Below are 19,773 nucleotides of genomic sequence, written 5' to 3' on the forward strand. Positions count from 1 at the left end.
ACAGGTTCTCTGTGACTGAAGAGGTTTAAGTGAACAGCATCACCTCCACGAGGGGCTTTTTTCATCCGCCAATATTCAGGACGATTTTTGGCCGAAATTCAGGGGTTTATGTCCTATTGAAGGGCAAACATTTGCTTCTAGCATAGGCACCCGACTCCGCCCCCTCGATACCAGGAGTGCATGACCGAGATGAACAACAACAGGTCTTTCAATGCGCGCAAAGCCTTTCCATTTTTCAACAGTGCCAACGGCAAAGGGCAACGCATACCCTGCGAGACGAGCATTGGTGCAGCGATCGGCATCAGTTCCAACCCGCTGATCAACGCCCTGGGATGGCTGATCGGGCTGGTGGTGGCGTGCGGCATCGTGATCATCAATTCCGAGACACACACTGACCTGGCCCCGACGATTCTTTACATCACGTTGCTGTTGATGGCGGCGAACCTGTTTTCAATCAACGCCGTTATTTCAATCGCGCTGATGTGCATGCTGCTGCTGACGGCGACCTTTTTTTATAACGGCGGCTATCAACGCTGGGACTCGACAACGGGGTTCTTCCGCTGCCTGACCGCGCTGTCGGCGATCACCTTCCTGGCGCTGCGCAGCAAATATGCTGCCGACCGGCTGCGTCATAACGAGGTGTACCTGATCGGCGCCCAACGCCTGAGCCAGACCGGCAGCGTCGGCTTTCGCGCCGGCGCCGAAGCGATCTCTTGGTCGGATGAATCGGCGAGGATTTTTGAGTACCCGCTGACCGAAGCCCCGACCTTCTCCAAGGTCCTGGCACGCACTCATCCCGACGACCTTGCGCTGGTGCACGAGATCTTTGCCAAGGCGACGCGTCATGAAGCGCTGATTGAGGTCAAGCACCGCTTGTTGATGCCGGATGGACGCATCAAACATGTGCACATGATCGCCAGTCCGCTGTTTACCCAGCATGAGCGCTCCAAATACGTCGGCGCACTGATGGACATCACCGCCAGCAAGCAAGCCGAGGAGGCCCTCTTCTGCGCCCAGGCGCAACTGGCCCACGTCACCCGCGTCACCTCGCTGGGCGAGCTGGCCGCGTCGATTGCCCATGAGGTGAACCAACCGCTGACGGCCATCACCAGCAGTAGCGAAGCCTGTCGTCGCTGGCTCGACCGTCCCGTCCCGGATCTGAACGAAGCGATCGCTTCCCTGGACCGCATCATCGCCAGCTCGTGCCGCGCCAGCGATGTCATCAGTCGCATCAGGACGCTGTCACGCAAGTGTGGGCCGCTGCGCCAGAGTGAGTCGCTGAACGACATCGTCAACGAGACGCTGAGCCTGGTTCAACAAGAGTTGGCACACCACAAAATCAGTCCGAAGGTCGATTTGGCCGCGTGCGCGGGTCGTGTCCATGCGGATCGGGTACAGCTGCAGCAAGTGATCATCAATCTGATCATCAACGCATGCCAGGCCTTGGCGGAGGTCGAAGTCTGCGAACGAATTCTGCACGTACGCACGTGGGTCAAGGACAACGAGGCGGTGGTGGAAGTGGCTGACCTGGGACCGGGCATCGCAGCCCATGTCCTGCCGTCCTTGTTCACCCCCTTTTTTACGACCAAGGACAACGGCATGGGCATGGGCCTCTCCATCTGCCGCTCGATCATTGATTTTCATGGCGGCAGGATCTGGGCCACCAGCGCCATCGGTCACGGCGCCTCGTTCAAGGTCGCCTTGCCGCTGCTCGTCACCGTCGCCCACTAAACGGCTTGAACACCAGGACAACTGCTCCCAGGGAAGCTCCATGAACAAATACCACCCCATGAACAAAGTCAGCAACACCGAGCCTTTGGTCTTCATCGTCGATGATGATGCGCCGCTGCGTGAAGCACTCGGCAGCCTGCTGCGTTCCATCGGCCTGCAGGTCGAGCTGTTCGGTTCTGCTGCCGACTTCATGAAGTACAACCGTCCGGACATCCCCAGCTGCCTGGTGCTGGATGTGCGATTGCAAGGCTCCAGCGGGCTGGATTTCCAGCAGGAGCTGGTGGCCGCCAACATCAACCTGCCGATCGTTTTCATGACCGGGCACGGCGACATTGCCATGACAGTCCGGGCGATGAAGGCCGGCGCGGTGGATTTCCTCGAGAAACCCTTTCGCGAACAGGACTTGATTGATGCGGTATCCGCTGCCCACGCACGGGACAAGGTGCGGCGCGAGTCGGAGCGCGAAAACGATGAGTTGCGCAGCCGCTTTGCCACGCTGACCCCCAGAGAGCAGACGGTCATGGCATTGGCCGTGTCAGGCCTGATGAACAAGCAGATCGCCGGGGAAATCGGCTTGAGCCAGATCACCGTCAAGATCCACCGCGGCCAGGCCATGCGCAAGATGTTCGCCCGCTCGTTTGCCGACCTTGTCCGAATGGCGCAAGCGCTGGGAATCAACCGCCCTTAGGGACGGGTCTATACGCAGGTATACTGTGTCGCGCTGGGGGATTGGGTATCTTGCAGTGATGGCGGGCACTCTTTATGGGCTACCCGATATCACCCAGGTACTTAAATGTCCTACCCCTTTATCATTTCCGTGGTCGACGATGACGAGTCGGTTCGCATTGCACTGGACAGTTTATTGCGCTCCAACGGCTACACCGTCCGGGTATTCGCCACGGCCGAAGAGTTCCTCTCGACTAACGGTCCGCTGATCACCTCCTGCCTGATCTCCGATGTTCAAATGCCCGGCCTGTCGGGCATTCAGATGTATGAAGAACTCTCAGCCCGAGGCATTCACCTGCCGGTCATCTTCATCAGCGGATACCTGGATTCCCTGCCCCAGGTCAGCGCTACAGCCGTCAAACCCGTCGCATTTTTTCCCAAGCCATTCCCCTGTGGCGAATTGATTGCCTGTATCGAAGACATCCTCAATCGCTCCGCTTGAGCCCGCTCATCTGCGGTCAAATCACTCGGTCTGTGCGTTTTCATTTTGCCCGCTTAATACACGGGTATGCCTTGCTCATACTCATGCGTGTTTGCACTGACCCCAGGTAGAAGTGTCCCGCCCTCTCCCCGTCGATAACATCTCCCTTGTCTTCAGGTGTAGGGCGGTGACTGGCGTGTATGGCTTTTTTGAAAATCCGTATCGGGTGTTGAAGTTGTCTCATGTGCTGCTGATCGGCGGGCTGATCATGCTGGTGGTCGGGATCATCCTGGCCTACGGCTGTGATGCCTACCTGACGCTGCCTGCCCTGGTGGGCGCGCATGCCATGACGATTCTGGGCCCGACGGCGATCAAGCTTGGTTATGTCATGCGGCTGCTGGCCTATAACCGCCTGCGCTCAATCTGAAAGCGCAACTGCACGGCACCGCTGCCTGAACCACCTTTTATTAACGACCCGGCCAGCTCCCTCCTTGCTGAACCGGCGATTCCCAAGCGCCCGCCAACCCGTTTTTTTGGTGGGCTTTTTTTTGCTTCGAATTTACGCCGCCGCGCGTTCATTGTTCAGGGCTGGCAACGCAATGGCGAGCGCAAGGCCGATCAGTCCCGCAGCGACCACAAAGGTGATTGCCATGCCATGGGCGACCGCTTCCGGGGCTGCGCTGGTGATGTCGGTTGTCGATGACGCCAGCGCAAACACCGCCCCCATGACCGAGGCGCCGGTGATGAGTCCGAGATTGCGCGACAGGCTGAGCAGGCCGGCAATGACGCCGCGCTGATCCTGGCTTACGCCGTTCATGATCAACGTGTTGTTGGCCGCCTGAAACAGCGCATAGCTGGCGGTGATGACGGCGATGGGCGCGAGGTAACCGAAGACGCCGAAACGCGTCGGCATCATCGACAGCACGCCAGCACCGAGCGCCATCGCGACGAGCCCGAAAGCGGTCATGCGCTGAGCGCCAAAACGGTCTGCCAGGCGTCCGGCAGGTACGCCAGCCAACGCGGCCACCAGCGGGCCGACTGACAACGTGAGCCCGACCAGCGCTGCATTCAACCCGAGTGCGCCTGAGAGATAGAACGGCCCGACCACCAGCGTCGACATCATCACCGTCGAGACCAACATGCTCATGGCCAGGCTTGCGCTCAACCCCCGGTCACGCAACAGCGTCAGTTTGATCAGCGGCGATGCAACCGTCGCCTCGATGAACAGGAAGACTCCGCTGCCAGCAGCGGCGATCAGCAATAACGCGAGGTTGAGCGAACTCCAAACCCCTTCCCCCAACGTTATTGCCAGTGCATACGCGCCGAGTGTCAGCGCCAGCACCAGCGTGCCTGCAACGTCAAAAGCACCGCGTTGAACCTTCGGCATTTGGCGATCAGCAGGCAAGTAGATATACGCGAGCACCCCGTTCAAAATGCCCAGCGGCAAGTTGATCAGAAAAATCGCCTGCCAGCCGAAACCGGAGATCAGCACGCCGCCCAGCGCCGGACCCAGCGTGGTGCCGATCGCCGACATCGTGCCGAGCAATCCCATGGCGCCGCCGGTCTGCGCCTTGGGGACCGTCTCGCCGACAAACGCCACGGTGAGCGCCAGCATGATCGCCGCGCCGAGGCCTTGCACCGCTCGCGCGGCGACCAGCCACCACAGCGACGGCGCCAGACCACAGGCCAGTGACGCGAGCGAGAAGATGCCGATGCCGGCCAGCAACAACCGGCGACGACCGACTATGTCGCCCAAGCGTCCGGCGCTGACGATCAGCGTCGTGATCGCGAGCAGATACGCGAGGACGATCCACTGCACTTGCTGGAATGAGGCGTCGAGTGCCTGGGACAAAGTCGGCAAGCCTGCATTGGCGATGCTGGTGTCGAGCGAAGGCATCAACATCGACAACGAAAGGCTGGCGAGCGCCCAGCGGACCGAGCGGGATTGCGTGATGGTTTTCATGGTTGGGCCATTGATGAAGTGTTGACCTTCAGCGTATGCCCGCGCCTGATAGGGCGGAAGACGCACCACTTGCACTTGATACCTGCACGCAACGCCATGTCACCGCCCAGCCGTGCTAACGTTGAAGCATGACAACTCCTGACCTGAACCTGCTGATTACCCTCGATGCGCTGCTCGCCGAAGGCAGTGTGGCGCGTGCCGCCCAACGACTGCGACTGAGCCCGTCGGCGATGAGCCGGGCGTTGGCGCGCCTGCGTGAAACCACCGGCGACCCACTGCTGGTCCGCGCCGGACGCGGGCTGGTACCGACACCCCGAGCGCTGGAACTGCGTGAGCAGGTCAGCCAACTGGTGCAGCACGCCGAAGCGGTGCTGCGCCCCGCCGTGCAGCTCGACCTCAAGCAGCTAGTGCGCACCTTCACCCTGCGTACCAGCGACGGCTTTGTGGAGAATTTCGGGCCGGCGCTGATTGCTCGCCTCAGCGAAGAGGCACCCGGCGTACGGCTGCACTTTTTACAGAAACTGAACCAGGACAGCGCGCTGCTGCGAGACGGCACGGTCGATCTGGAGACCGGCGTTGTCGCGGACACCACCAGCCCGGAAGTGCGCACCCGCGCGTTGTACCAGGACCGTTTTATCGGCGTGGTACGCCCGGGTCATGCACTGAGCAAGGGCAAGATCACCCCCACCCGGTATGCGTCCGGCCGGCATGTCCTGGTCTCGCGACGCGGGCGGGACAAAGGGCCGATGGATGACGCCTTGAAACCGCTTGGACTGGCGCGGGAGATCGTGACCATCGTCGGCGGCTTCTGCGCAGCGCTGGCGCTGGCTCGGGCGTCGGACCTGATCGCTACGGTGCCCGAACGCCACACCCACAATCTGCGTGCCGGCCTGCACAGTTTTGCCCTTCCGGTTTCAACGCCGGTGATCACCATTTCAATGCTCTGGCACCCGCGAATGGACGCCGACGCCGCGCACCAGTGGTTGCGCGGATGTATTCGCGAGGTGTGTGCGGGGTCGCTGGATTAGCGCTTATTGAATGCTTTCGCACCCTGTGGGAGCGGGCTTGCTCGCGAAAGCGGTGTGTCAGTCAATGTATGTATTGCAGGCAAGGCCGCCTTCGCGAGCAAGCCCGCTCCCACAGGTTCGGCGGCCAAGTCGGCGAACCGGGTCTAGACTCAATGCGTTGCTTCGGGCCACACCGGTCAGGCCAGCGATCTGGATATGAGGGAACGTCATGAGCGACAAAGTTGATTTACGCAAGTACTCCTCGCAAGTGGTCGACGGCGTGGAGCGCGCGCCGGGCCGTTCCATGCTGCGTGCCGTGGGCTTCACGGATGAGGACTTCAAAAAGCCGCAGATTGGCATCGCCTCGACGTGGGCGATGGTCACGCCGTGCAACATGCACATCGACAAGCTCGCCGTTGAAGCGGAAAAAGGCGCAAATGCTGCCGGCGCCAAGGGCGTCATTTTCAACACCATCACCATTTCCGATGGCATCGCCAACGGCACCGAAGGCATGAAGTATTCGCTGGTGTCGCGGGAAGTGATCGCCGATTCCATCGAGGTGGTGGCCGGTTGCGAAGGCTTTGACGGCCTGGTGACCGTGGGCGGTTGCGACAAGAACATGCCGGGGTGCCTGATCGGCATGGCGCGGCTGAACCGCCCGTCGATCTTCGTCTATGGCGGCACCATCCGCCCGGGCGCCGGCCACACCGACATTATTTCCGTGTTCGAGGCCGTGGGCCAAAATGCACGCGGCGATATCAACGAGATTCAGGTCAAGCAGATTGAGGAAGTGGCGATCCCCGGTCCCGGTTCCTGCGGCGGCATGTACACGGCCAACACCATGGCTTCTGCCATCGAGGCATTGGGCATGAGCCTGCCGGGTTCCAGCTCCCAGGACGCCGTCGGCAGCGATAAGGCGTCCGACAGTTTCCGCGCCGGTCAGCAGGTCATGGAGCTGTTGAAGCTGGACCTCAAGCCACGCGACATCATGACTCGCAAAGCGTTCGAGAACGCCATCCGCGTGGTGATCGCCCTCGCCGGCTCGACCAACGCCGTGCTGCATCTGCTGGCCATGGCACATGCAGTGGATGTCGAACTGACGCTGGATGATTTCGTCGAGTTGGGCAAGGTGTCCCCGGTGGTGGCCGACCTGCGCCCCAGCGGCCAATACATGATGAGCGAGTTGGTGGCCATCGGCGGCATCCAGCCGCTGATGAAACGCATGCTCGCGGCCGGCATGTTGCACGGCGATGTGATGACAGTGACCGGCAAGACCCTGGCAGAAAACCTGGAAAACGTGCCCGATTATCCCGAGGGCCAGGACGTGATCCTGCCGTTCGACCAGCCGGTCAAAAAGGACTCTCATCTGGTGGTGCTGCGCGGCAACCTTTCACCCACTGGCGCCGTAGCCAAGATCACTGGCAAGGAAGGTTTGCGCTTTGAAGGCACGGCGCGCGTTTATCACGGTGAAGAAGGTGCGTTGGCCGGGATTCTCAATGGCGAAGTCAAAGCCGGCGACGTCATCGTCATTCGCTACGAAGGGCCCAAAGGTGGGCCGGGCATGCGCGAAATGCTCTCGCCGACGTCAGCGGTCATGGGCAAAGGGCTGGGCAAGGAAGTCGCGTTGATTACCGACGGCCGCTTTTCCGGTGGCTCCCATGGTTTTGTCGTGGGGCATATCACGCCGGAAGCCTTTGAGGGCGGGCCGATTGCGCTGATTGAAGATGGCGACACGATCACCATCGATGCAGAAACCCGGCAGATTACGGTGGATGTATCCGACGCTGAATTGGCTGAGCGCAAGACCCGTTGGGTGCGCCCGGAATCCAAATACAAGCGCGGGGTGTTGGCCAAGTATGCGAAGACTGTGTCCAGTGCTTCGGAGGGGGCGGTTACGGATAAATATCTTTAGGGATGGGCGCCAGACCTGTGGTTTTGCGTTGCCTGATCTGCCGCCTTCGCGAGCAAGCCCGCTCCCACACTTGATCCGCGTCAAACACAAAACCTGTGTTCAATGAAGATCCAATGTGAGAGCGGGCTTGCTCGCGAAGAGGCCTTCACAATCACTGCAAATCAATGGATCGGCACACGAACCTCAAAGCCGAAACCGATCCACCGACTGCGACAGCTTGCCCGCCAAGGTCGACAACTCATCGGTCGTCGAAGCCGTCTGGCCAATCACCTTGCTGTTGCCTTCCGACATGCCCGCAATCATGTCCACCTGATGGGCGATTTCGTTACTGGCCAGGCTCTGCTCACCGATGGTGCGGGTGATGTCGTTCACCAGCTCGGTGGTGTTGAGCGTGGCCTGGAGGATTTCGCGGATGGCGCGTTCGACGTCGGCGGTCACGGCCATGCCTTTGTCGACCTGTGCAACGCCCGCCTCCATGCTGGTCACCGCCTCGCGGGTGCTTTGCTGGATGCGCGAGACCATGCTGGCAATTTCCTGCGTAGAGGCGCTGGTGCGTCCCGCGAGGCTGCGAACTTCGTCGGCCACCACGGCAAAACCACGGCCCTGCTCACCGGCACGGGCAGCTTCGATCGCGGCGTTGAGGGCCAGCAAATTGGTTTGATCGGCGATACCCTTGATCACCTGAATGATGCTGAAAATCCCCTCGGACTCCTTGTCCAGCGTGCGGATCACTTGGGCTGACTGCTGCGCCGAACGGGCTATGCCATCCATGTCGTTGACCACTTGATGAATCACGCGACCGCCATCCTTGGCCAGTGCCTCGGCCTGGTTAGCCATGTTCAGTGCGCGTTCGGCGTGACGGGTGATTTCCTCGATGCTCGCGGTCATTTCACTGGCGGCAGCGGCCATGGTGCTGGCGGCGACGCTCTGCTGCTGGCTGCTGTCGGCGACCTGGTGGCAGCCACTGCTTAACTGCACGCTCATGCCACTCACGCCGTGAGCGTTGCTGCGAACCACCTCGATCATGCCGCGCAAGTCGCGCTGCATGGTGGCCAGACTGCGGATCAAGGCACTGGCTTCGTCGTTGTGGGTCGGTTCGACGATCGGCTCGCTCAGGTTGCCGTGGGCGATGCTTTTGGCAATGCGGCTTGCGGTCTGCAACGGCCCCATGATGCTCAGAATCACCCAGCGGCCCTGGATAAGCAGTAACAGAAGGCTGGCGATCAGGACGATACCCAGCGTGAAGTTGGCGCTGCTGATGGCCTGCTCAGTGCTTTTGCTGGTCTGTTGGGTGTTGGTTTCGATCACCTCGCTGAGGGCCGCCATCTGGTCTTCCAGCTGGCTGAACGCGGTATTGAAGGTGCCCAGTTCATTTTGCGCGGAATCCGGATTTTCCAGCGCCAGACCGACAATGCGCTCGGCCGCACCGATGTAGGTATCGAGGCTCGGCTTGACCTTGTTCAGGCCGGTCTTGATGGTGTCATTGACCGGCAGCTTGAGGTTTTCACCCAGTACTTCACGAAAATGCGCCGCATGTTCCTCGATGGAACTGCGCACCTCGGCTTTGCTGCTGGTGCTTTTGCCCAGACCGACCACCATCGCAGACAGCACATCGGCGCGCAGTGCGTCGTGCATCATGTCGGCTTCAAGGTGATTGCGCAGCGCGGTCATGCTGACCTCGTTGTCCTTCACCGCCTCGGCCATCCGGGTGTTTCCCACGTAACTGACCAGGCTCACGATCAACGCGGTGAGCAAGCTCGTACCAATCAGCAGCAACAAGCGTAATTTTATAGACATGGGGTAACCCTCTCGGTACGTCGCATTTATGAACACGTTATCGGCTGCGCCGGCAAGTCTTTGAAGCCTGACGCCGGACTTTCGGTGTTTTGCGACATGCGGTAGTGACAGCCGGTTTTTCCAGCGCAAATTTCCCCTCTTCACGCCTGAACCTAGTGCCTGAACCCAAGTCTTAGCCGAGCCGTGAATTCCCATTGCCGCTGTCATCTCATCAGAGCTGCCCGTCACATGCGCCAACCTCGCCATGCCTTTCGTCTTGTTTCGCTCTGTTTCATACCTTTGCTTCCTCTGTTTGCCGGCGGATCGAGCAAGAGCCGCCGGTTACCGAAGCCGGCAGATCGGCGAAAACATCGCCGCCGGGCAGAGCTCACCGGGCAAGGCAATGGCAGGCTGGCTGGCCAGCCCCGGGCATTGCGCCAATTTGATGAACCCTATGTTTACCCAGGTGGGCGCGGCGTATGCGGCGGACGCGCGCAGTGATGAAGGGGTTTACTGGACGATGGTGTTTGGTTCGCCGTGATCCTGATTCTGCGCTGTCGCTTTCTGAGCGGTGAAGTCATGGCCAAACCTTGCGCCGGGCCGCTAAAGTGGCGCGACGAAAATCAGGGAACCGATGAACATGGATGAGCTTCACCAAGGCAGTTGCCTATGCGGCGCCGTTGAATATCACGTATCCACTGAACTGAAAGCCGTCACCCACTGCCATTGCAAAATATGCCAAAAGAGCCATGGAGCGGCATTCGCGACGTATGCGAGCGTTCCCAGGTCGGCGATTTCAGTAATTGCGGATGCAACGGCGCTCAAGGGCTACGAATCGTCCAAAGGCGTCACACGCCAGTTCTGCTCCCACTGCGGGTCTTCGCTGTTCTGGTCAGATTCGAAGGGGGCGTTTTCGGACTGGGTTTCGATAGCGATCGGTACGCTGGATACGCCTTTCCTGACCTTAAAGCAGAAACACACCTGTATTGAGTCCAAAGCGTGCTGGTACGAAGCCGATTCGCTATAGGCGCTTGCGCGCCAGCCGCTGCTTCCAATTGCCACCATTGGCGCGCTGACATTGCTCTTCAGAATCAAACTGCACATGGGCCGCGACCGATCTGACGTGTACATCCGCTTCGCTTAATGCTGTCGCCGTCAGTTCGACCATGCGCTCGCCCTGCCCGCTCGCCAGCGCCTGATCCTTGTTGGCCTGGGTGTCGAAAACCCAGATGACTCTGAGGCTGGAAGGAAATTCGTGGTAATCGACTTCGTGGGTCAGCCATTCAAATCCGACGATTTGCGCTTTGGCCGTTTCGCATGCCTCAGTCAGGGTGGCAATCAATCGACGCTCGATGTGTGCCTGATCGCGTTTGCTTAAACCCATGGGGGAATCCTTTGATGGTCGAAAGGTTAAACCGCTCTCAATCGTTCACTTCGTCAGGCACTCGATGTTCCCGGCAAATCAAGTTGATTTCGCCGGACTCAAGGGGTTCTTGAGTCAGTTCACAGAAGGCCGCGCCTGCCACTGTCCGATGAAAGCGGCAGCTTCGGCAAAGACCGAAACTCGGCACATTTTCGCCTTGCTGGATATTCCTCAACAGCTCCAGCAACAACCCTTCCAGATCCTGTGATCGAGCGCCCATGCGCTTGGCGGCTGCGACCAGAAAATCCGGTGGCATCACTTCGTTCAACAAGGCTCTGGCCGGCGCGGTCAGTTCCAGGTGCACGCTGCGCTTGTCCTTGGCGTCCGGGGTCTTGATCAGCAGCCCATGGCTTTCCAACGCCTTGAGCGATTGCGACACCGTGCCCTTGGTCAGCCCCAGATACTCAGTCACCGCCAACGGTGTGTTGGAGTAACGATTGCAGCGCCCCAGATACAGCAGCGCGCTCAGTTGAATCGGCTGCAGATCCGTCAGTTTCGGGTGCTCGCGAAACCAGACGCGCGTCAGGCTCGACAGTCTTTCCAGCAGATCGAACAACACGTGGCAATTCCAGATCAATAGTGTTGATAAATAGTATCGGATAAAAACCATATTGACAAAAATCAGTCTTGCCTTAGGCTAGTCGGTATCGATTCGAAACTATAAATCACAAACAACCGAGCTGGAGGTAATCATGAACTCTGCACTGGCACTGGCCATCAGCACCCTGCTGGTAGCACCGGCATGGGCCCACGATTCGTCAGGTATCAGCAGTGAGAAGAGCAAGACTGACGCGGCGTTCGATCTCGTTCATACCCGTGTCTTCAAGGAAGGCAACAACCTGGTGTTCGAACAATTGGTCGACGGCAAGGCCGGTAGTCGGGTGCCGTCGGCGAACGGCGCTTTCGCGGGTGCAGACGTTTATAGCTATGTCTGGCCTACCAGCCTGGACAGCGAAGCCGTGGGGTTCGAAGCGAAGTCGGGCACTCTCGCCCTGGCACTGACCTCGCACCCGGACTTCGACGACACCCCGCAACTGGACGAAAACAAGGATGGCAAGAAGGATAACGATGGCGGTTTGTGGCATTCCCACTGGGTGGTGCTGACCAAAGATGAAAGCTGCGGCCCCGGAGGCTTGAAGGTTCGCGACATCCCCAAAGATGCCAAGCCCAAGCTACCGGCGACCTGGCCTGGCGCGCCGATCTACATCGACTCCCCCGGCTACGACCTGAGCGTCGAGAAAAACGCCGCGAAAATTCGCGTGCCGCTGGCAGCCGTGGGCTTCCCTGAAAGCTTCAACTATGACGGCGTGACTGCGGCACTGAAGGTCAATGCCGACCTGCATAACCCACTGCTTTGCGTAAGCAGCGTCTATGACATTGCCTCGGGAGACCTGTCCCTGCCCGGCACCTGGAAACTGAAGGAGAGCAAATGATGAGCGTAAAAGTATTCGATACCCACGTGCGCACCAAAGATGGCCGCTACCTGCATTTCGATGTGTTGATCGACAGCAATGACCCTGAACTGGCGAAGTCCTACGCCCGCCGCTTCCTTGATGAACAGGGCGTTCAGGACGAAGATATTTCCCAGAATGAATGCCGGTTCTGCCACGTCGAACCGAGCAATCCGGTCGTCGCCGAGGCGATCAGCAAGCAAGGTCATTTCATCATCAAACTGCAAGGTTGCCAGGAGTAACGAGATGAACGCGTATCAGCCTTTGAACTGCGATCTGCACGACTATCTGGAGATCGCCTGTCTGCGCGGTTATCAACTGGATATCGAGCTGAACGATGGCGCACGCCTGCTCGCCAAAGCGCTGACGACGCGAACCTCCAGCGACAAGGAAGAGTTCCTCTGCCTTGAAACGGCTGACGGCCCGCAGGAAATCCGTCTGGATCAACTGCTGGCTGTCACGCCGCTGGACGCCCATGCGCAGTTCGGGCGGGTGGTGTTTCAGGGAGACGTTTGCAGTTTTTGAGCGTCCATCACTGGTGTTTCAATACAACACGGCCCCGGCATCACGCATGAAATTTTCAATGGTCTTGGGCCCTACCCCTTCGAATGCCGCCAAGCGTTTTTCGGACGCCTGGCGGCTTTCACTGGCGCGCTGAATGTTGCCGATCTTCCCGGCGCACTCTTCTTGCAGTCTGGCGCTCAACTTTAGCAATCGCCGGGCCGTGGTTTCGTCATAACGCACGTAGTGAGCTTCGCCCAACATGCCGACCAGTTGCCGGTGTGTGCAATGCCCAAGTTTGAGTGCGGTATCTCGCGCATGTTTTTCGACGATGACGCGATACGCTTGCGCGGCAATTTCCGCCTGAATCCGCTTGCCCATCAGAAAGCTGGCGATGAACCATTTGAACAAGCCACTTTTGCCCTCGTGCTTCAGATCGATGCCCAGATCGGTGGCGCTGATGGTTTTGTTCATGCTGTTGAACCCCGGTTCACGCAAACGAGATCACCGAATTCTCTAGCCCCGCTCGCCGTTGAGCATGGCCTGATGAAACGTCGGCAGTTCTTTCAAGGCATACAACGACGCCTGCCGCAGCACGGTATCCCGACTGCCGGAGAATCGCTGCTTGCGGCTGAACACCGCCATTTGCTGCCCCGCCATGAAGGCCCAGGCGAAGCAAACCGTGCCTGCCGGAATGCCGTCGACATCCTCCGGCCCCAACAGCCCCGTCGTGGACACCGCGACGCTCGCCGGGCTGTCGCGCAGCGCGCCGATGGCCATTTCCCGGGCCACTTGGCAGCTGGTGAGATTAAAGGTCTCGATGGTGATCGCACTGACCCCAAGCAACCGCTGCTTGGCCTCGGGTGAGTAAACCACGTAGCCGCTTTCAATCAGCTCACCGCTGCCGGGCACCTGTGCCAGCAGCGTAATAATGTTGCCCGCCGTGCAGGATTCGGCGGTGGTCAGCCGCAAGTCGTGCTGACGCAGATAATCGACGACTGTTTCAACGATCGACATTGCAGTTAACCCGTTTTGCGCGTTTGAACCCCTATCGAACTTCAGCCTCAGCTGTGCACCAGCGAAGTTCATCAACCGCTCCCCTTCCTGACTGCTCGGTGATAATCCTCACCCGCGATGGCGAGCAGATACGCTTGATCCGCCTCAACCCTGAGGTCGCGCCACTCCTGCCAGCTCACGATGCCCAGGCGATCCATCTCGTCAGACTGACGAATCAGTTCTTCGTGATAGGCGTCGGGACACTCCATGCGCAGCCTCAAATCCTCAAGGGCAAGATGCCAGGCGTTGAGCGCTCGCAGCTTTAGCTCTTGAGCCGGTGTCAGCAGATTGGCAAACGAGTGCATGGCAGCGCCCCCCGAGAGTTCTTTCAGAATGGATCAATCCATCGTGAACACGGTTCAGGCATGCCGACCAAAGGCAGGTTTTTCAAGGCTGCGCCCCAATGGCTACGTGACGACCTGGCGGATGAAGGTGGCGCAGGACCTGCTGTGCGACGGAGTTCAGATCAAGGTGATCGCTGCGTCAGCCGGGTACAGCTCGCAAGCTTCTTTCTCCCGCATTTTTGCGTCTTCCAACGCTTTAAGTTTTATACTTCTGTCCCCGCGGCCAATACACCGGGGTGCGTTATCGCCACCCCCCATGGAAGACGTCCGCGCACGACACATCAATCGAATGGAATCCATCACAATGAGTTTCACTGCTATACAAAAAGTATCCACTAAAGCCTGGTTCGCGATTGTGGCCCTGGTGACAGTTCTAAGCGGCATTGCAACGATTTACGCCACGTTTCACGAAGCCAACCCCAACAATCCCCGCTTCATCGGTCGCTGGACGACCGATTACACCTACCCGTTCACCAACGGCACGTTCGAATTCAAGGGCATGACCGAGTATTTCCGCACAGGCCGGTACAACGTCAATGGCATTGTCATTCTTGACGGAACCGCTGAATCCAAACCCTACCATCTTGAGTACAGCGTAAACGGTGCCGGCAGTTGGACCGCCGATTCCAGCCTGCTTTCGTTCACGTTGGCTGACATGAAGTCGATGCCCAAGTCATACGTGATCAACGGCACGGCCGTTCCCCCCTCGCTGGTTGCCAGGTTGGCTGGGCCCTCCATGCCTACCTTTAGCGACGGTTTAGCGTCCGGCGCTTCCGACGAATTCAAAATCCTGACGATCAAGGACGATGAAATAACGCTTGAGGGTAAAGACCCGGCGGGGAATGCCTTCACCCTACAGACATACAGACAGCACTAGGTTTGTGCGGGGCTGATCTGAAAACTTCAGTGGCTATGCTGCCGTCTTCGCGGGCAAGCCACGCTCCCACAGGATTTGCGTCGTTGACATGAGGAGTGATCGACAAAAATCCCCTGTGGGTGCGTGGCTTTGCCCGCGAAGAGGCCCATAAACTACCCAAATCCTGATGACTCGACTGTCACTGCCACGGCCTTTGCGACTAACGGTGATATCACCTTACAGCCCGCCTCAATCCCTCTAATTCGGCGGTCTCAGACACCCAATCAAACTTCGCACATCGACGCGGCAGCTTGTTACAAATACCCGCTTACAATTTAGCCAATCATAAAACCCGATCGTGTACTACCGAGTGTTACGTTGAGCGCCTAATCGGGCCATGAGATGCCAACGTAGTCATGCGCATCAAACTTCCCAGTGTTCCTGCCTTATGTGCCTACATCACTCTGTCCTGCCTTTTTGCAGCCGCGTGGGTGATCAATCCTGCCAATACGCATTCTTCCTTTGCCCTGATCAGTCCAGTGATGGCAGTGGCCGGAAAAGTGGCCGAGCCCATTTATACCAGCCGGTTCGCCTCCTCCGGGCTCGTCGATTTCGTGCACTCCTCAGCGGTCACCGCCTTGCCCGACGGCAGCCTGATGACGGTCTGGTTCGCCGGCTCGCGCGAAGGCGCCGCCGATGTGCAGGTGCGCTCCGCCCGGTTCGATTCGAAAACCGGCGAATGGGGGGCGGAGCAGGTCCTGGCGACTCGGGACTCGACCCAACAGGGCACTCGGAAATACATCCGCAAACTGGGCAACCCGGTGGTAGCCCTCGCGCCGGATAACCGCGTGTGGTTGTTCTACGTGTCGGTGTCCATGGGTGGCTGGGCCGGTAGCGCGGTCAATGTGATGGTTTCCGACGACTTCGGTGAACACTGGTCCGCTCCGCGACAGCTGATCACGTCGCCCTTTCTGAACATCAGCACCCTGGTCCGCTCGGCACCGGTGTTTCATGCTGACGGGTCCATCGGACTGCCGGTCTACCACGAGTTTCTGGGCAAGTTTGCCGAGTACCTCTACCTGAGCGCCAATGGCGATGTGATCGATAAATTCCGCATCAGCCACGGCATGAATTCCTTGCAGCCCACGGTGGTTCCGCTCGACGGCCAGCGCGGCATTGCCTTGCTGCGTTATGCCGGCAACACCCACCACCGTGTTCTGGCGGCCCGCACCGAAGATGCCGGGCAAACCTGGAGCGAGCCCTATCCGCTCGATCCCTCGAACCCGAACTCCTCGCTGGCAGCCGTCGCGACACCCGAACACGGCTTGCTGGTCGCACTCAACGACCTGCAGGAGGGACGCTTCAAGCTGAGCCTGTACGGGACCGATGCCAAAATGGACGATTGGCGCTCATTGCGCGACCTGGATAAATCACCTGATCCACAGGGCGCTCCGTTTTCTCCTGAAGCCTACAAGGAGATCATCGGCAGAGAGTTCCGTGGGTCCAGCGGTGCGCGCCGCCAACCGCTGGAAGCGGAGTTCCTGGATAACCTCGACAACCGTGTCTGTAAAAACCAGGAGTGTGAATTCGAATACGAATACCCGTATTTCATCCGCAGTCCTGACGGCATGTATCACTTGGTTTATTCCTGGAACAACACCTTCATCAAGCACGTTACCTTTAACGATGCATGGCTTAACGAGCGTCTCAAATGATCAGCCTGTGGCAAGCCCATGTCAGCTTCGCAATGATCATCTTCCTGGTGCTGCCTTCGTTCGGCTTGCCCAGAATCTCGCGGATCGTACTGCTGGCCGCATTGCTGGCCGTCAGCTTCATCTCGCCGGACGGTTTGTCGTTTGCCGCGTATTTGCGCAGCTACATTGATGACCTGGCGATCACCACCCTGGTGTTCATGGCGTGGGGCTGCTTGCGCCGGCTGGACATGTTGCCACCGGCACGGGGCAAAACCGGCGTATTGATCCTCTTCGCCGCGATGGCCGTGGTGCTGTACCCGGCCACCCTGGGCATGAGTGATCTGGACCCCTATCGCTTCGGGTACAGCCCGCGGCCCATGTTGATTCTCTTCGCCGCGCTCACACTGGGCCTGTTTTACCTGCGCAATGGCCTGGCCGTCTTGATGCTGGCCAGCGCAACCCTGGCCTTCATCGCCGGGATCAAGCCTTCGCAAAACTATTGGGATTACCTGGTCGATCCGCTGCTGGGTCTGTATTGCTGCGGCGCCCTGCTGATGCTTGCCGTACGCTGGATGTATCGCCGCTCAAACAAACGCCGTACTGCGATGAGCGACCAGATTAAATCCGCTTGAGATTTAACGACTTTTTAACAGGGGAACAGGGATGGGTTGGCTGCACTCGAGACGTTTACATTACTGGCTAGGCGCTACAGCGATTGCGTTCGTGCTGTTTGCACTGCTGAGGGTGGTGTTCTTCTTCGGCTTTTCCGGGTTCGAACCCAAAGCCCTGAGCGACACACAAGGCGTCTGGGAAACCCTGAGCATCGGTTTTCGTTTCGATCTGCGCCTGGCCATCCTGATGATGTTGCCGCTGGCGTTGCTGGCCTGGATTCCGCGCTGGAACCTGCTCCGCAGCCGTCTGCTAAGGCGCATCGCACGCGTCTACCTGGTCGCAGTCCTGAGCGTACTACTGCTGATCTACATCATCGATTTTGGCCATTTCGCCTACCTGGGCGTGCGAATCAACGCCACTGTCCTGCGCTTCATCGAGGATGCGCAAATCTCCCGCGACATGGTCTGGCAGACTTACCCGGTGATCTGGATTTCGCTGGGTTGGCTGGCCACGGTCGCGTTTGTGACCCTGGCGCTGGTGCGTCTGGAAAGCGTCACGCTGGATCGCCCTCGCAAAATCATTCACCCGCTCTCCGCAACATGGGGCGGCGCGGTCATGGTCGTGCTGGTGCTGCTGGGCATTCTGGGTCGTGTGGAAAACATGAACCTTGAAAACCCGGTGCCGTTGCGCTGGAGCGATGCGTTCTTCTCGGGCAATAACCAGATGGCCGCGCTGGGCCTGAACCCGGTGTTGTTCCTCTACGACACGGTCAAGGTCGGCCAGTCGCGTTACGACGAAGCGCAGGTGCGCGAACATTACCCGGTCATGGCCAACTACCTGGGGGTCGAAAAACCCGATCCGCAGACCCTGAATTTCGTCCGGCACCAGGCACCACAACCGTACAAAATCCCGGGCTCACGTGCGCCGAACGTCATGTTCATCATGCTTGAATCGCTGGGCACCAGTGCCGTCGGCGCCTATGGCAATCCGATCAATCCGACGCCCAATCTCGATCGCCTGGCCACCCAGAGCTGGTTCTTCGAGCACTTCTACGTGCCAGTGACAGGGACCGCGAAAACCGTCTGGGCCAGCATCAGCGGGGTGCCTGATGTCACGCGCCAGGAAACCGCGACGCGTAATCCGCTGATCACCCAGCAAAACACGCTGATCAATGCGTTCACCGGTTACGAGAAGATCTACACCATCGGCGGCAACTCCGGCTGGGCCAACATGAATGCCCTGATCCGGCAGAGCATCGACGGCGTGCGCTTGTTCGAAGAGCGCGACTGGAAATCGCCGGTGGTGGACGTCTGGGGCATTTCCGATCTGGACCTGTTCAAGGAAACCGATCAGATCCTGCAAGCACTGCCCAAGGACAAACCGTTCTTCGCGTATGTGCAGACGGCCGGCAATCACCGTCCGTTCACGATTCCCAAGAGCAATGACGGCTTCGAGGTCAAGCACCCTACCCTGGCCGAAGTACAGGCCGCAGGATCGCGCAGTGTCGAGCAGTACAACGCCGTGCGTTTGCTGGACTTCAATCTCGGACGCTTGATGGAAATCGCCAAGGCCGGCGGCTGGTATGAGAACACCATTTTCGTGATGTTCGGCGACCACAACACCCGCATCGCACAGATCCCGTTCCTGGCACCGGCCTACGAGCAACTGGGCCTGGAAAGCAACGCGGTGCCAATGATCATCCACGCACCGGGCTTGATCGGAACGCGCAAGGTCAAGGAAGCGGTTGGCCTGGTGGACTTGCTGCCCACCGTGGCAGGCATGGCCGGTCTTGAGTTCCGTAACAGCGGCATGGGCCGTGATATCCAGCAGCCCGCGCCAGAAGGCGAACGTGTGGTGCCGCTGGTATTGCGTGAAGGCACGTTCCCGTTGATCGCCGGCGTCACGCAACACTACATGGTGCAGATGGAGCACGACGGCAGCTCGCCAACCCTTCACGACCTCGCCTCGATGACGCCACGGGACAACGTTGCCGAGAAAAACCCTGAAGAGTTCAAACGCCTGTCGGCGCTGACCCGCGCCCTGCATGAAACCTCACGGTTGATGCTGTACCAGAACGTTCGAAAGTAACCGTTCAGGCCTGAAAATCCGCGTCTATGCTTCGGATAGACGCGGGTCCTCCCCGCAACATCCGTAAAAGACTCTGCCTATTACCTCCTAATACTCCACCTATTAGCTGACTCCCCAAGTGGGGTCTAACCTGTATCCAGCGCTGGCGGAACAAGCCGGCCGGTTTAGTGCTGATAAGGAGACAGGAATGAGTCCGAAGCTTGACTAGGCCA

At 59.1% G+C, this 19,773-nt stretch carries 20 protein-coding genes and 3 pseudogenes; 15 read left to right on the forward strand and 8 right to left on the reverse strand.

The window, feature by feature from the left end; translation table 11 throughout:
• Window positions 1–180 precede the first annotated feature (180 nt).
• The 4 genes from DJ564_RS18700 to DJ564_RS18715 all read left to right on the forward strand — a co-directional run bounded on the left by DJ564_RS18700 (window position 181) and on the right by DJ564_RS18715 (window position 3,305).
• Window positions 181–1,731 carry a sensor histidine kinase gene (locus DJ564_RS18700; RefSeq protein WP_109632272.1) on the forward strand — a complete coding sequence of 517 codons (1,551 nt, stop codon included), beginning with the start codon at window positions 181–183 and terminating at the stop codon, window positions 1,729–1,731.
• A 40-nt stretch (window positions 1,732–1,771) separates the two neighbouring features.
• Complete coding sequence (locus DJ564_RS18705; RefSeq protein WP_256597428.1) at window positions 1,772–2,419, forward strand: response regulator transcription factor; 648 nt, start codon at window positions 1,772–1,774, stop codon at window positions 2,417–2,419.
• 105 nt (window positions 2,420–2,524) lie between these two features.
• Complete coding sequence (locus DJ564_RS18710) at window positions 2,525–2,899, forward strand: response regulator transcription factor (protein WP_109632274.1); 375 nt, start codon at window positions 2,525–2,527, stop codon at window positions 2,897–2,899.
• A gap of 175 nt (window positions 2,900–3,074) precedes the next feature.
• The gene (locus DJ564_RS18715) at window positions 3,075–3,305 is read left to right on the forward strand and encodes a transmembrane sensor/regulator PpyR (protein WP_109636096.1); all 231 of its coding nucleotides are present in this window, start codon (window positions 3,075–3,077) and stop codon (window positions 3,303–3,305) included.
• 132 nt (window positions 3,306–3,437) lie between these two features.
• On the opposite strand, the gene DJ564_RS18720 is transcribed toward DJ564_RS18715, so the two are convergent.
• The gene (locus DJ564_RS18720) at window positions 3,438–4,841 is read right to left on the reverse strand and encodes an MFS transporter (RefSeq protein ID WP_109636098.1); all 1,404 of its coding nucleotides are present in this window, start codon (window positions 4,839–4,841) and stop codon (window positions 3,438–3,440) included.
• 128 nt (window positions 4,842–4,969) lie between these two features.
• Between DJ564_RS18720 and DJ564_RS18725 the strand changes: the two genes are divergently transcribed.
• Both DJ564_RS18725 and ilvD read left to right on the forward strand, forming a co-directional pair.
• Window positions 4,970–5,869: a LysR family transcriptional regulator gene (locus DJ564_RS18725; protein ID WP_109632276.1), complete on the forward strand. Its 900-nt coding sequence runs from the start codon at window positions 4,970–4,972 to the stop codon at window positions 5,867–5,869.
• Window positions 5,870–6,077: 208 nt separating this feature from the next.
• Entirely contained in the window at window positions 6,078–7,760 is a 1,683-nt protein-coding gene (ilvD, locus tag DJ564_RS18735) for a dihydroxy-acid dehydratase (RefSeq protein ID WP_109632278.1), read from the forward strand.
• Between the two features lie 183 nt (window positions 7,761–7,943).
• Here the strand turns inward: ilvD and DJ564_RS32850 are convergent, their stop codons facing one another.
• Both DJ564_RS32850 and DJ564_RS32855 read right to left on the reverse strand, forming a co-directional pair.
• The gene (locus tag DJ564_RS32850; RefSeq protein WP_371922082.1) at window positions 7,944–8,807 is read right to left on the reverse strand and encodes a methyl-accepting chemotaxis protein; all 864 of its coding nucleotides are present in this window, start codon (window positions 8,805–8,807) and stop codon (window positions 7,944–7,946) included.
• Window positions 8,802–9,803, reverse strand: a pseudogene (locus tag DJ564_RS32855) (MCP four helix bundle domain-containing protein); the annotation flags it as partial. The gene DJ564_RS32850 and the pseudogene DJ564_RS32855, both read right to left, overlap by 6 nt.
• A gap of 46 nt (window positions 9,804–9,849) precedes the next feature.
• Here DJ564_RS32855 and DJ564_RS18745 point away from each other — a divergent pair.
• Window positions 9,850–10,077 (forward strand): annotated as a pseudogene (locus tag DJ564_RS18745) (CAP domain-containing protein); the annotation flags it as partial.
• Window positions 10,078–10,176: 99 nt separating this feature from the next.
• Entirely contained in the window at window positions 10,177–10,563 is a 387-nt protein-coding gene (locus tag DJ564_RS18750; protein ID WP_109632283.1) for a GFA family protein, read from the forward strand.
• Here the strand turns inward: DJ564_RS18750 and DJ564_RS18755 are convergent.
• Window positions 10,558–10,920, reverse strand: coding sequence for a hypothetical protein (locus tag DJ564_RS18755; protein WP_109632285.1), 363 nt, complete (start codon window positions 10,918–10,920; stop codon window positions 10,558–10,560). The genes DJ564_RS18750 and DJ564_RS18755 overlap by 6 nt on opposite strands.
• 37 nt (window positions 10,921–10,957) lie before the next feature.
• Window positions 10,958–11,518 (reverse strand): MarR family winged helix-turn-helix transcriptional regulator, encoded by a 561-nt coding sequence (locus DJ564_RS18760; RefSeq protein ID WP_256597429.1) that lies wholly within the window; start codon window positions 11,516–11,518, stop codon window positions 10,958–10,960.
• Window positions 11,519–11,651: 133 nt separating this feature from the next.
• On the opposite strand from DJ564_RS18760, the gene DJ564_RS18765 reads away from it, so the two are divergent.
• Genes DJ564_RS18765 through DJ564_RS18775 form a run of 3 tightly spaced genes read left to right on the forward strand, consistent with a single transcriptional unit; the run spans window position 11,652 to window position 12,935 of the window.
• Window positions 11,652–12,392 carry a hypothetical protein gene (locus DJ564_RS18765; protein ID WP_109632289.1) on the forward strand — a complete coding sequence of 247 codons (741 nt, stop codon included), beginning with the start codon at window positions 11,652–11,654 and terminating at the stop codon, window positions 12,390–12,392.
• Window positions 12,392–12,652 (forward strand): DUF2024 family protein, encoded by a 261-nt coding sequence (locus DJ564_RS18770; RefSeq protein WP_109632290.1) that lies wholly within the window; start codon window positions 12,392–12,394, stop codon window positions 12,650–12,652. Before DJ564_RS18765 ends, DJ564_RS18770 begins: the two co-directional genes overlap by 1 nt.
• 4 nt (window positions 12,653–12,656) lie before the next feature.
• On the forward strand, window positions 12,657–12,935 hold the full coding sequence (locus tag DJ564_RS18775) for a Rho-binding antiterminator (RefSeq protein ID WP_109632292.1): 279 nt from the start codon (window positions 12,657–12,659) through the stop codon (window positions 12,933–12,935).
• An 18-nt stretch (window positions 12,936–12,953) separates the two neighbouring features.
• On the opposite strand, the gene DJ564_RS18780 is transcribed toward DJ564_RS18775, so the two are convergent.
• From DJ564_RS18780 to DJ564_RS18790, 3 genes are all read right to left on the reverse strand, one after another.
• The gene (locus DJ564_RS18780) at window positions 12,954–13,385 is read right to left on the reverse strand and encodes a DNA methylase (RefSeq protein ID WP_109636099.1); all 432 of its coding nucleotides are present in this window, start codon (window positions 13,383–13,385) and stop codon (window positions 12,954–12,956) included.
• 42 nt (window positions 13,386–13,427) lie between these two features.
• Window positions 13,428–13,928, reverse strand: coding sequence for a CinA family protein (locus DJ564_RS18785; RefSeq protein ID WP_109636101.1), 501 nt, complete (start codon window positions 13,926–13,928; stop codon window positions 13,428–13,430).
• Window positions 13,929–13,999: 71 nt separating this feature from the next.
• Window positions 14,000–14,272, reverse strand: coding sequence for a hypothetical protein (locus tag DJ564_RS18790; RefSeq protein ID WP_109632295.1), 273 nt, complete (start codon window positions 14,270–14,272; stop codon window positions 14,000–14,002).
• Window positions 14,273–14,366: 94 nt separating this feature from the next.
• Here DJ564_RS18790 and DJ564_RS32860 point away from each other — a divergent pair.
• The 4 genes and pseudogenes from DJ564_RS32860 to DJ564_RS18810 form a co-directional block, all read left to right on the forward strand.
• A pseudogene (locus DJ564_RS32860) lies at window positions 14,367–14,492 on the forward strand (helix-turn-helix domain-containing protein); the annotation flags it as partial.
• A gap of 1,091 nt (window positions 14,493–15,583) precedes the next feature.
• Window positions 15,584–16,882 (forward strand): exo-alpha-sialidase, encoded by a 1,299-nt coding sequence (locus tag DJ564_RS18800; RefSeq protein WP_109632297.1) that lies wholly within the window; start codon window positions 15,584–15,586, stop codon window positions 16,880–16,882.
• On the forward strand, window positions 16,879–17,493 hold the full coding sequence (locus tag DJ564_RS18805) for a hypothetical protein (protein WP_109632299.1): 615 nt from the start codon (window positions 16,879–16,881) through the stop codon (window positions 17,491–17,493). The genes DJ564_RS18800 and DJ564_RS18805 overlap by 4 nt, the downstream gene beginning before the upstream one ends.
• Before the next feature lie 31 nt (window positions 17,494–17,524).
• Window positions 17,525–19,561, forward strand: a complete 2,037-nt coding sequence (locus DJ564_RS18810) for an LTA synthase family protein (RefSeq protein ID WP_109632301.1) — start codon at window positions 17,525–17,527, stop codon at window positions 19,559–19,561.
• The last annotated feature ends 212 nt before the right edge of the window (window positions 19,562–19,773 follow it).

It is taken from the genome of Pseudomonas sp. 31-12, from assembly GCF_003151075.1.
GTDB lineage: Bacteria > Pseudomonadota > Gammaproteobacteria > Pseudomonadales > Pseudomonadaceae > Aquipseudomonas.

Excerpts from the sequence above, each read along its gene's own strand:
- DJ564_RS18770 (WP_109632290.1), top strand. The coding sequence starts at position 12,392 with ATGAGCGTAAAAGTATTCGATACCCACGTGCGCACCAAAGATGGCCGC.
- DJ564_RS32850 (WP_371922082.1), bottom strand. The coding sequence starts at position 8,807 with ATGCAGCGCGACTTGCGCGGCATGATCGAGGTGGTTCGCAGCAACGCT.
- DJ564_RS18755 (WP_109632285.1), bottom strand. The coding sequence starts at position 10,920 with ATGGGTTTAAGCAAACGCGATCAGGCACACATCGAGCGTCGATTGATT.
- DJ564_RS18765 (WP_109632289.1), top strand. The coding sequence starts at position 11,652 with ATGAACTCTGCACTGGCACTGGCCATCAGCACCCTGCTGGTAGCACCG.
- DJ564_RS18805 (WP_109632299.1), top strand. The coding sequence starts at position 16,879 with ATGATCAGCCTGTGGCAAGCCCATGTCAGCTTCGCAATGATCATCTTC.
- ilvD (WP_109632278.1), top strand. The coding sequence starts at position 6,078 with ATGAGCGACAAAGTTGATTTACGCAAGTACTCCTCGCAAGTGGTCGAC.
- DJ564_RS18705 (WP_256597428.1), top strand. The coding sequence starts at position 1,772 with ATGAACAAATACCACCCCATGAACAAAGTCAGCAACACCGAGCCTTTG.
- DJ564_RS18725 (WP_109632276.1), top strand. The coding sequence starts at position 4,970 with ATGACAACTCCTGACCTGAACCTGCTGATTACCCTCGATGCGCTGCTC.
- DJ564_RS18780 (WP_109636099.1), bottom strand. The coding sequence starts at position 13,385 with ATGAACAAAACCATCAGCGCCACCGATCTGGGCATCGATCTGAAGCAC.
- DJ564_RS18775 (WP_109632292.1), top strand. The coding sequence starts at position 12,657 with ATGAACGCGTATCAGCCTTTGAACTGCGATCTGCACGACTATCTGGAG.
- DJ564_RS18790 (WP_109632295.1), bottom strand. The coding sequence starts at position 14,272 with ATGCACTCGTTTGCCAATCTGCTGACACCGGCTCAAGAGCTAAAGCTG.
- DJ564_RS18700 (WP_109632272.1), top strand. The coding sequence starts at position 181 with ATGACCGAGATGAACAACAACAGGTCTTTCAATGCGCGCAAAGCCTTT.
- DJ564_RS18720 (WP_109636098.1), bottom strand. The coding sequence starts at position 4,841 with ATGAAAACCATCACGCAATCCCGCTCGGTCCGCTGGGCGCTCGCCAGC.
- DJ564_RS18785 (WP_109636101.1), bottom strand. The coding sequence starts at position 13,928 with ATGTCGATCGTTGAAACAGTCGTCGATTATCTGCGTCAGCACGACTTG.
- DJ564_RS18710 (WP_109632274.1), top strand. The coding sequence starts at position 2,525 with ATGTCCTACCCCTTTATCATTTCCGTGGTCGACGATGACGAGTCGGTT.
- DJ564_RS18810 (WP_109632301.1), top strand. The coding sequence starts at position 17,525 with ATGGGTTGGCTGCACTCGAGACGTTTACATTACTGGCTAGGCGCTACA.
- DJ564_RS18800 (WP_109632297.1), top strand. The coding sequence starts at position 15,584 with ATGCGCATCAAACTTCCCAGTGTTCCTGCCTTATGTGCCTACATCACT.
- DJ564_RS18750 (WP_109632283.1), top strand. The coding sequence starts at position 10,177 with ATGGATGAGCTTCACCAAGGCAGTTGCCTATGCGGCGCCGTTGAATAT.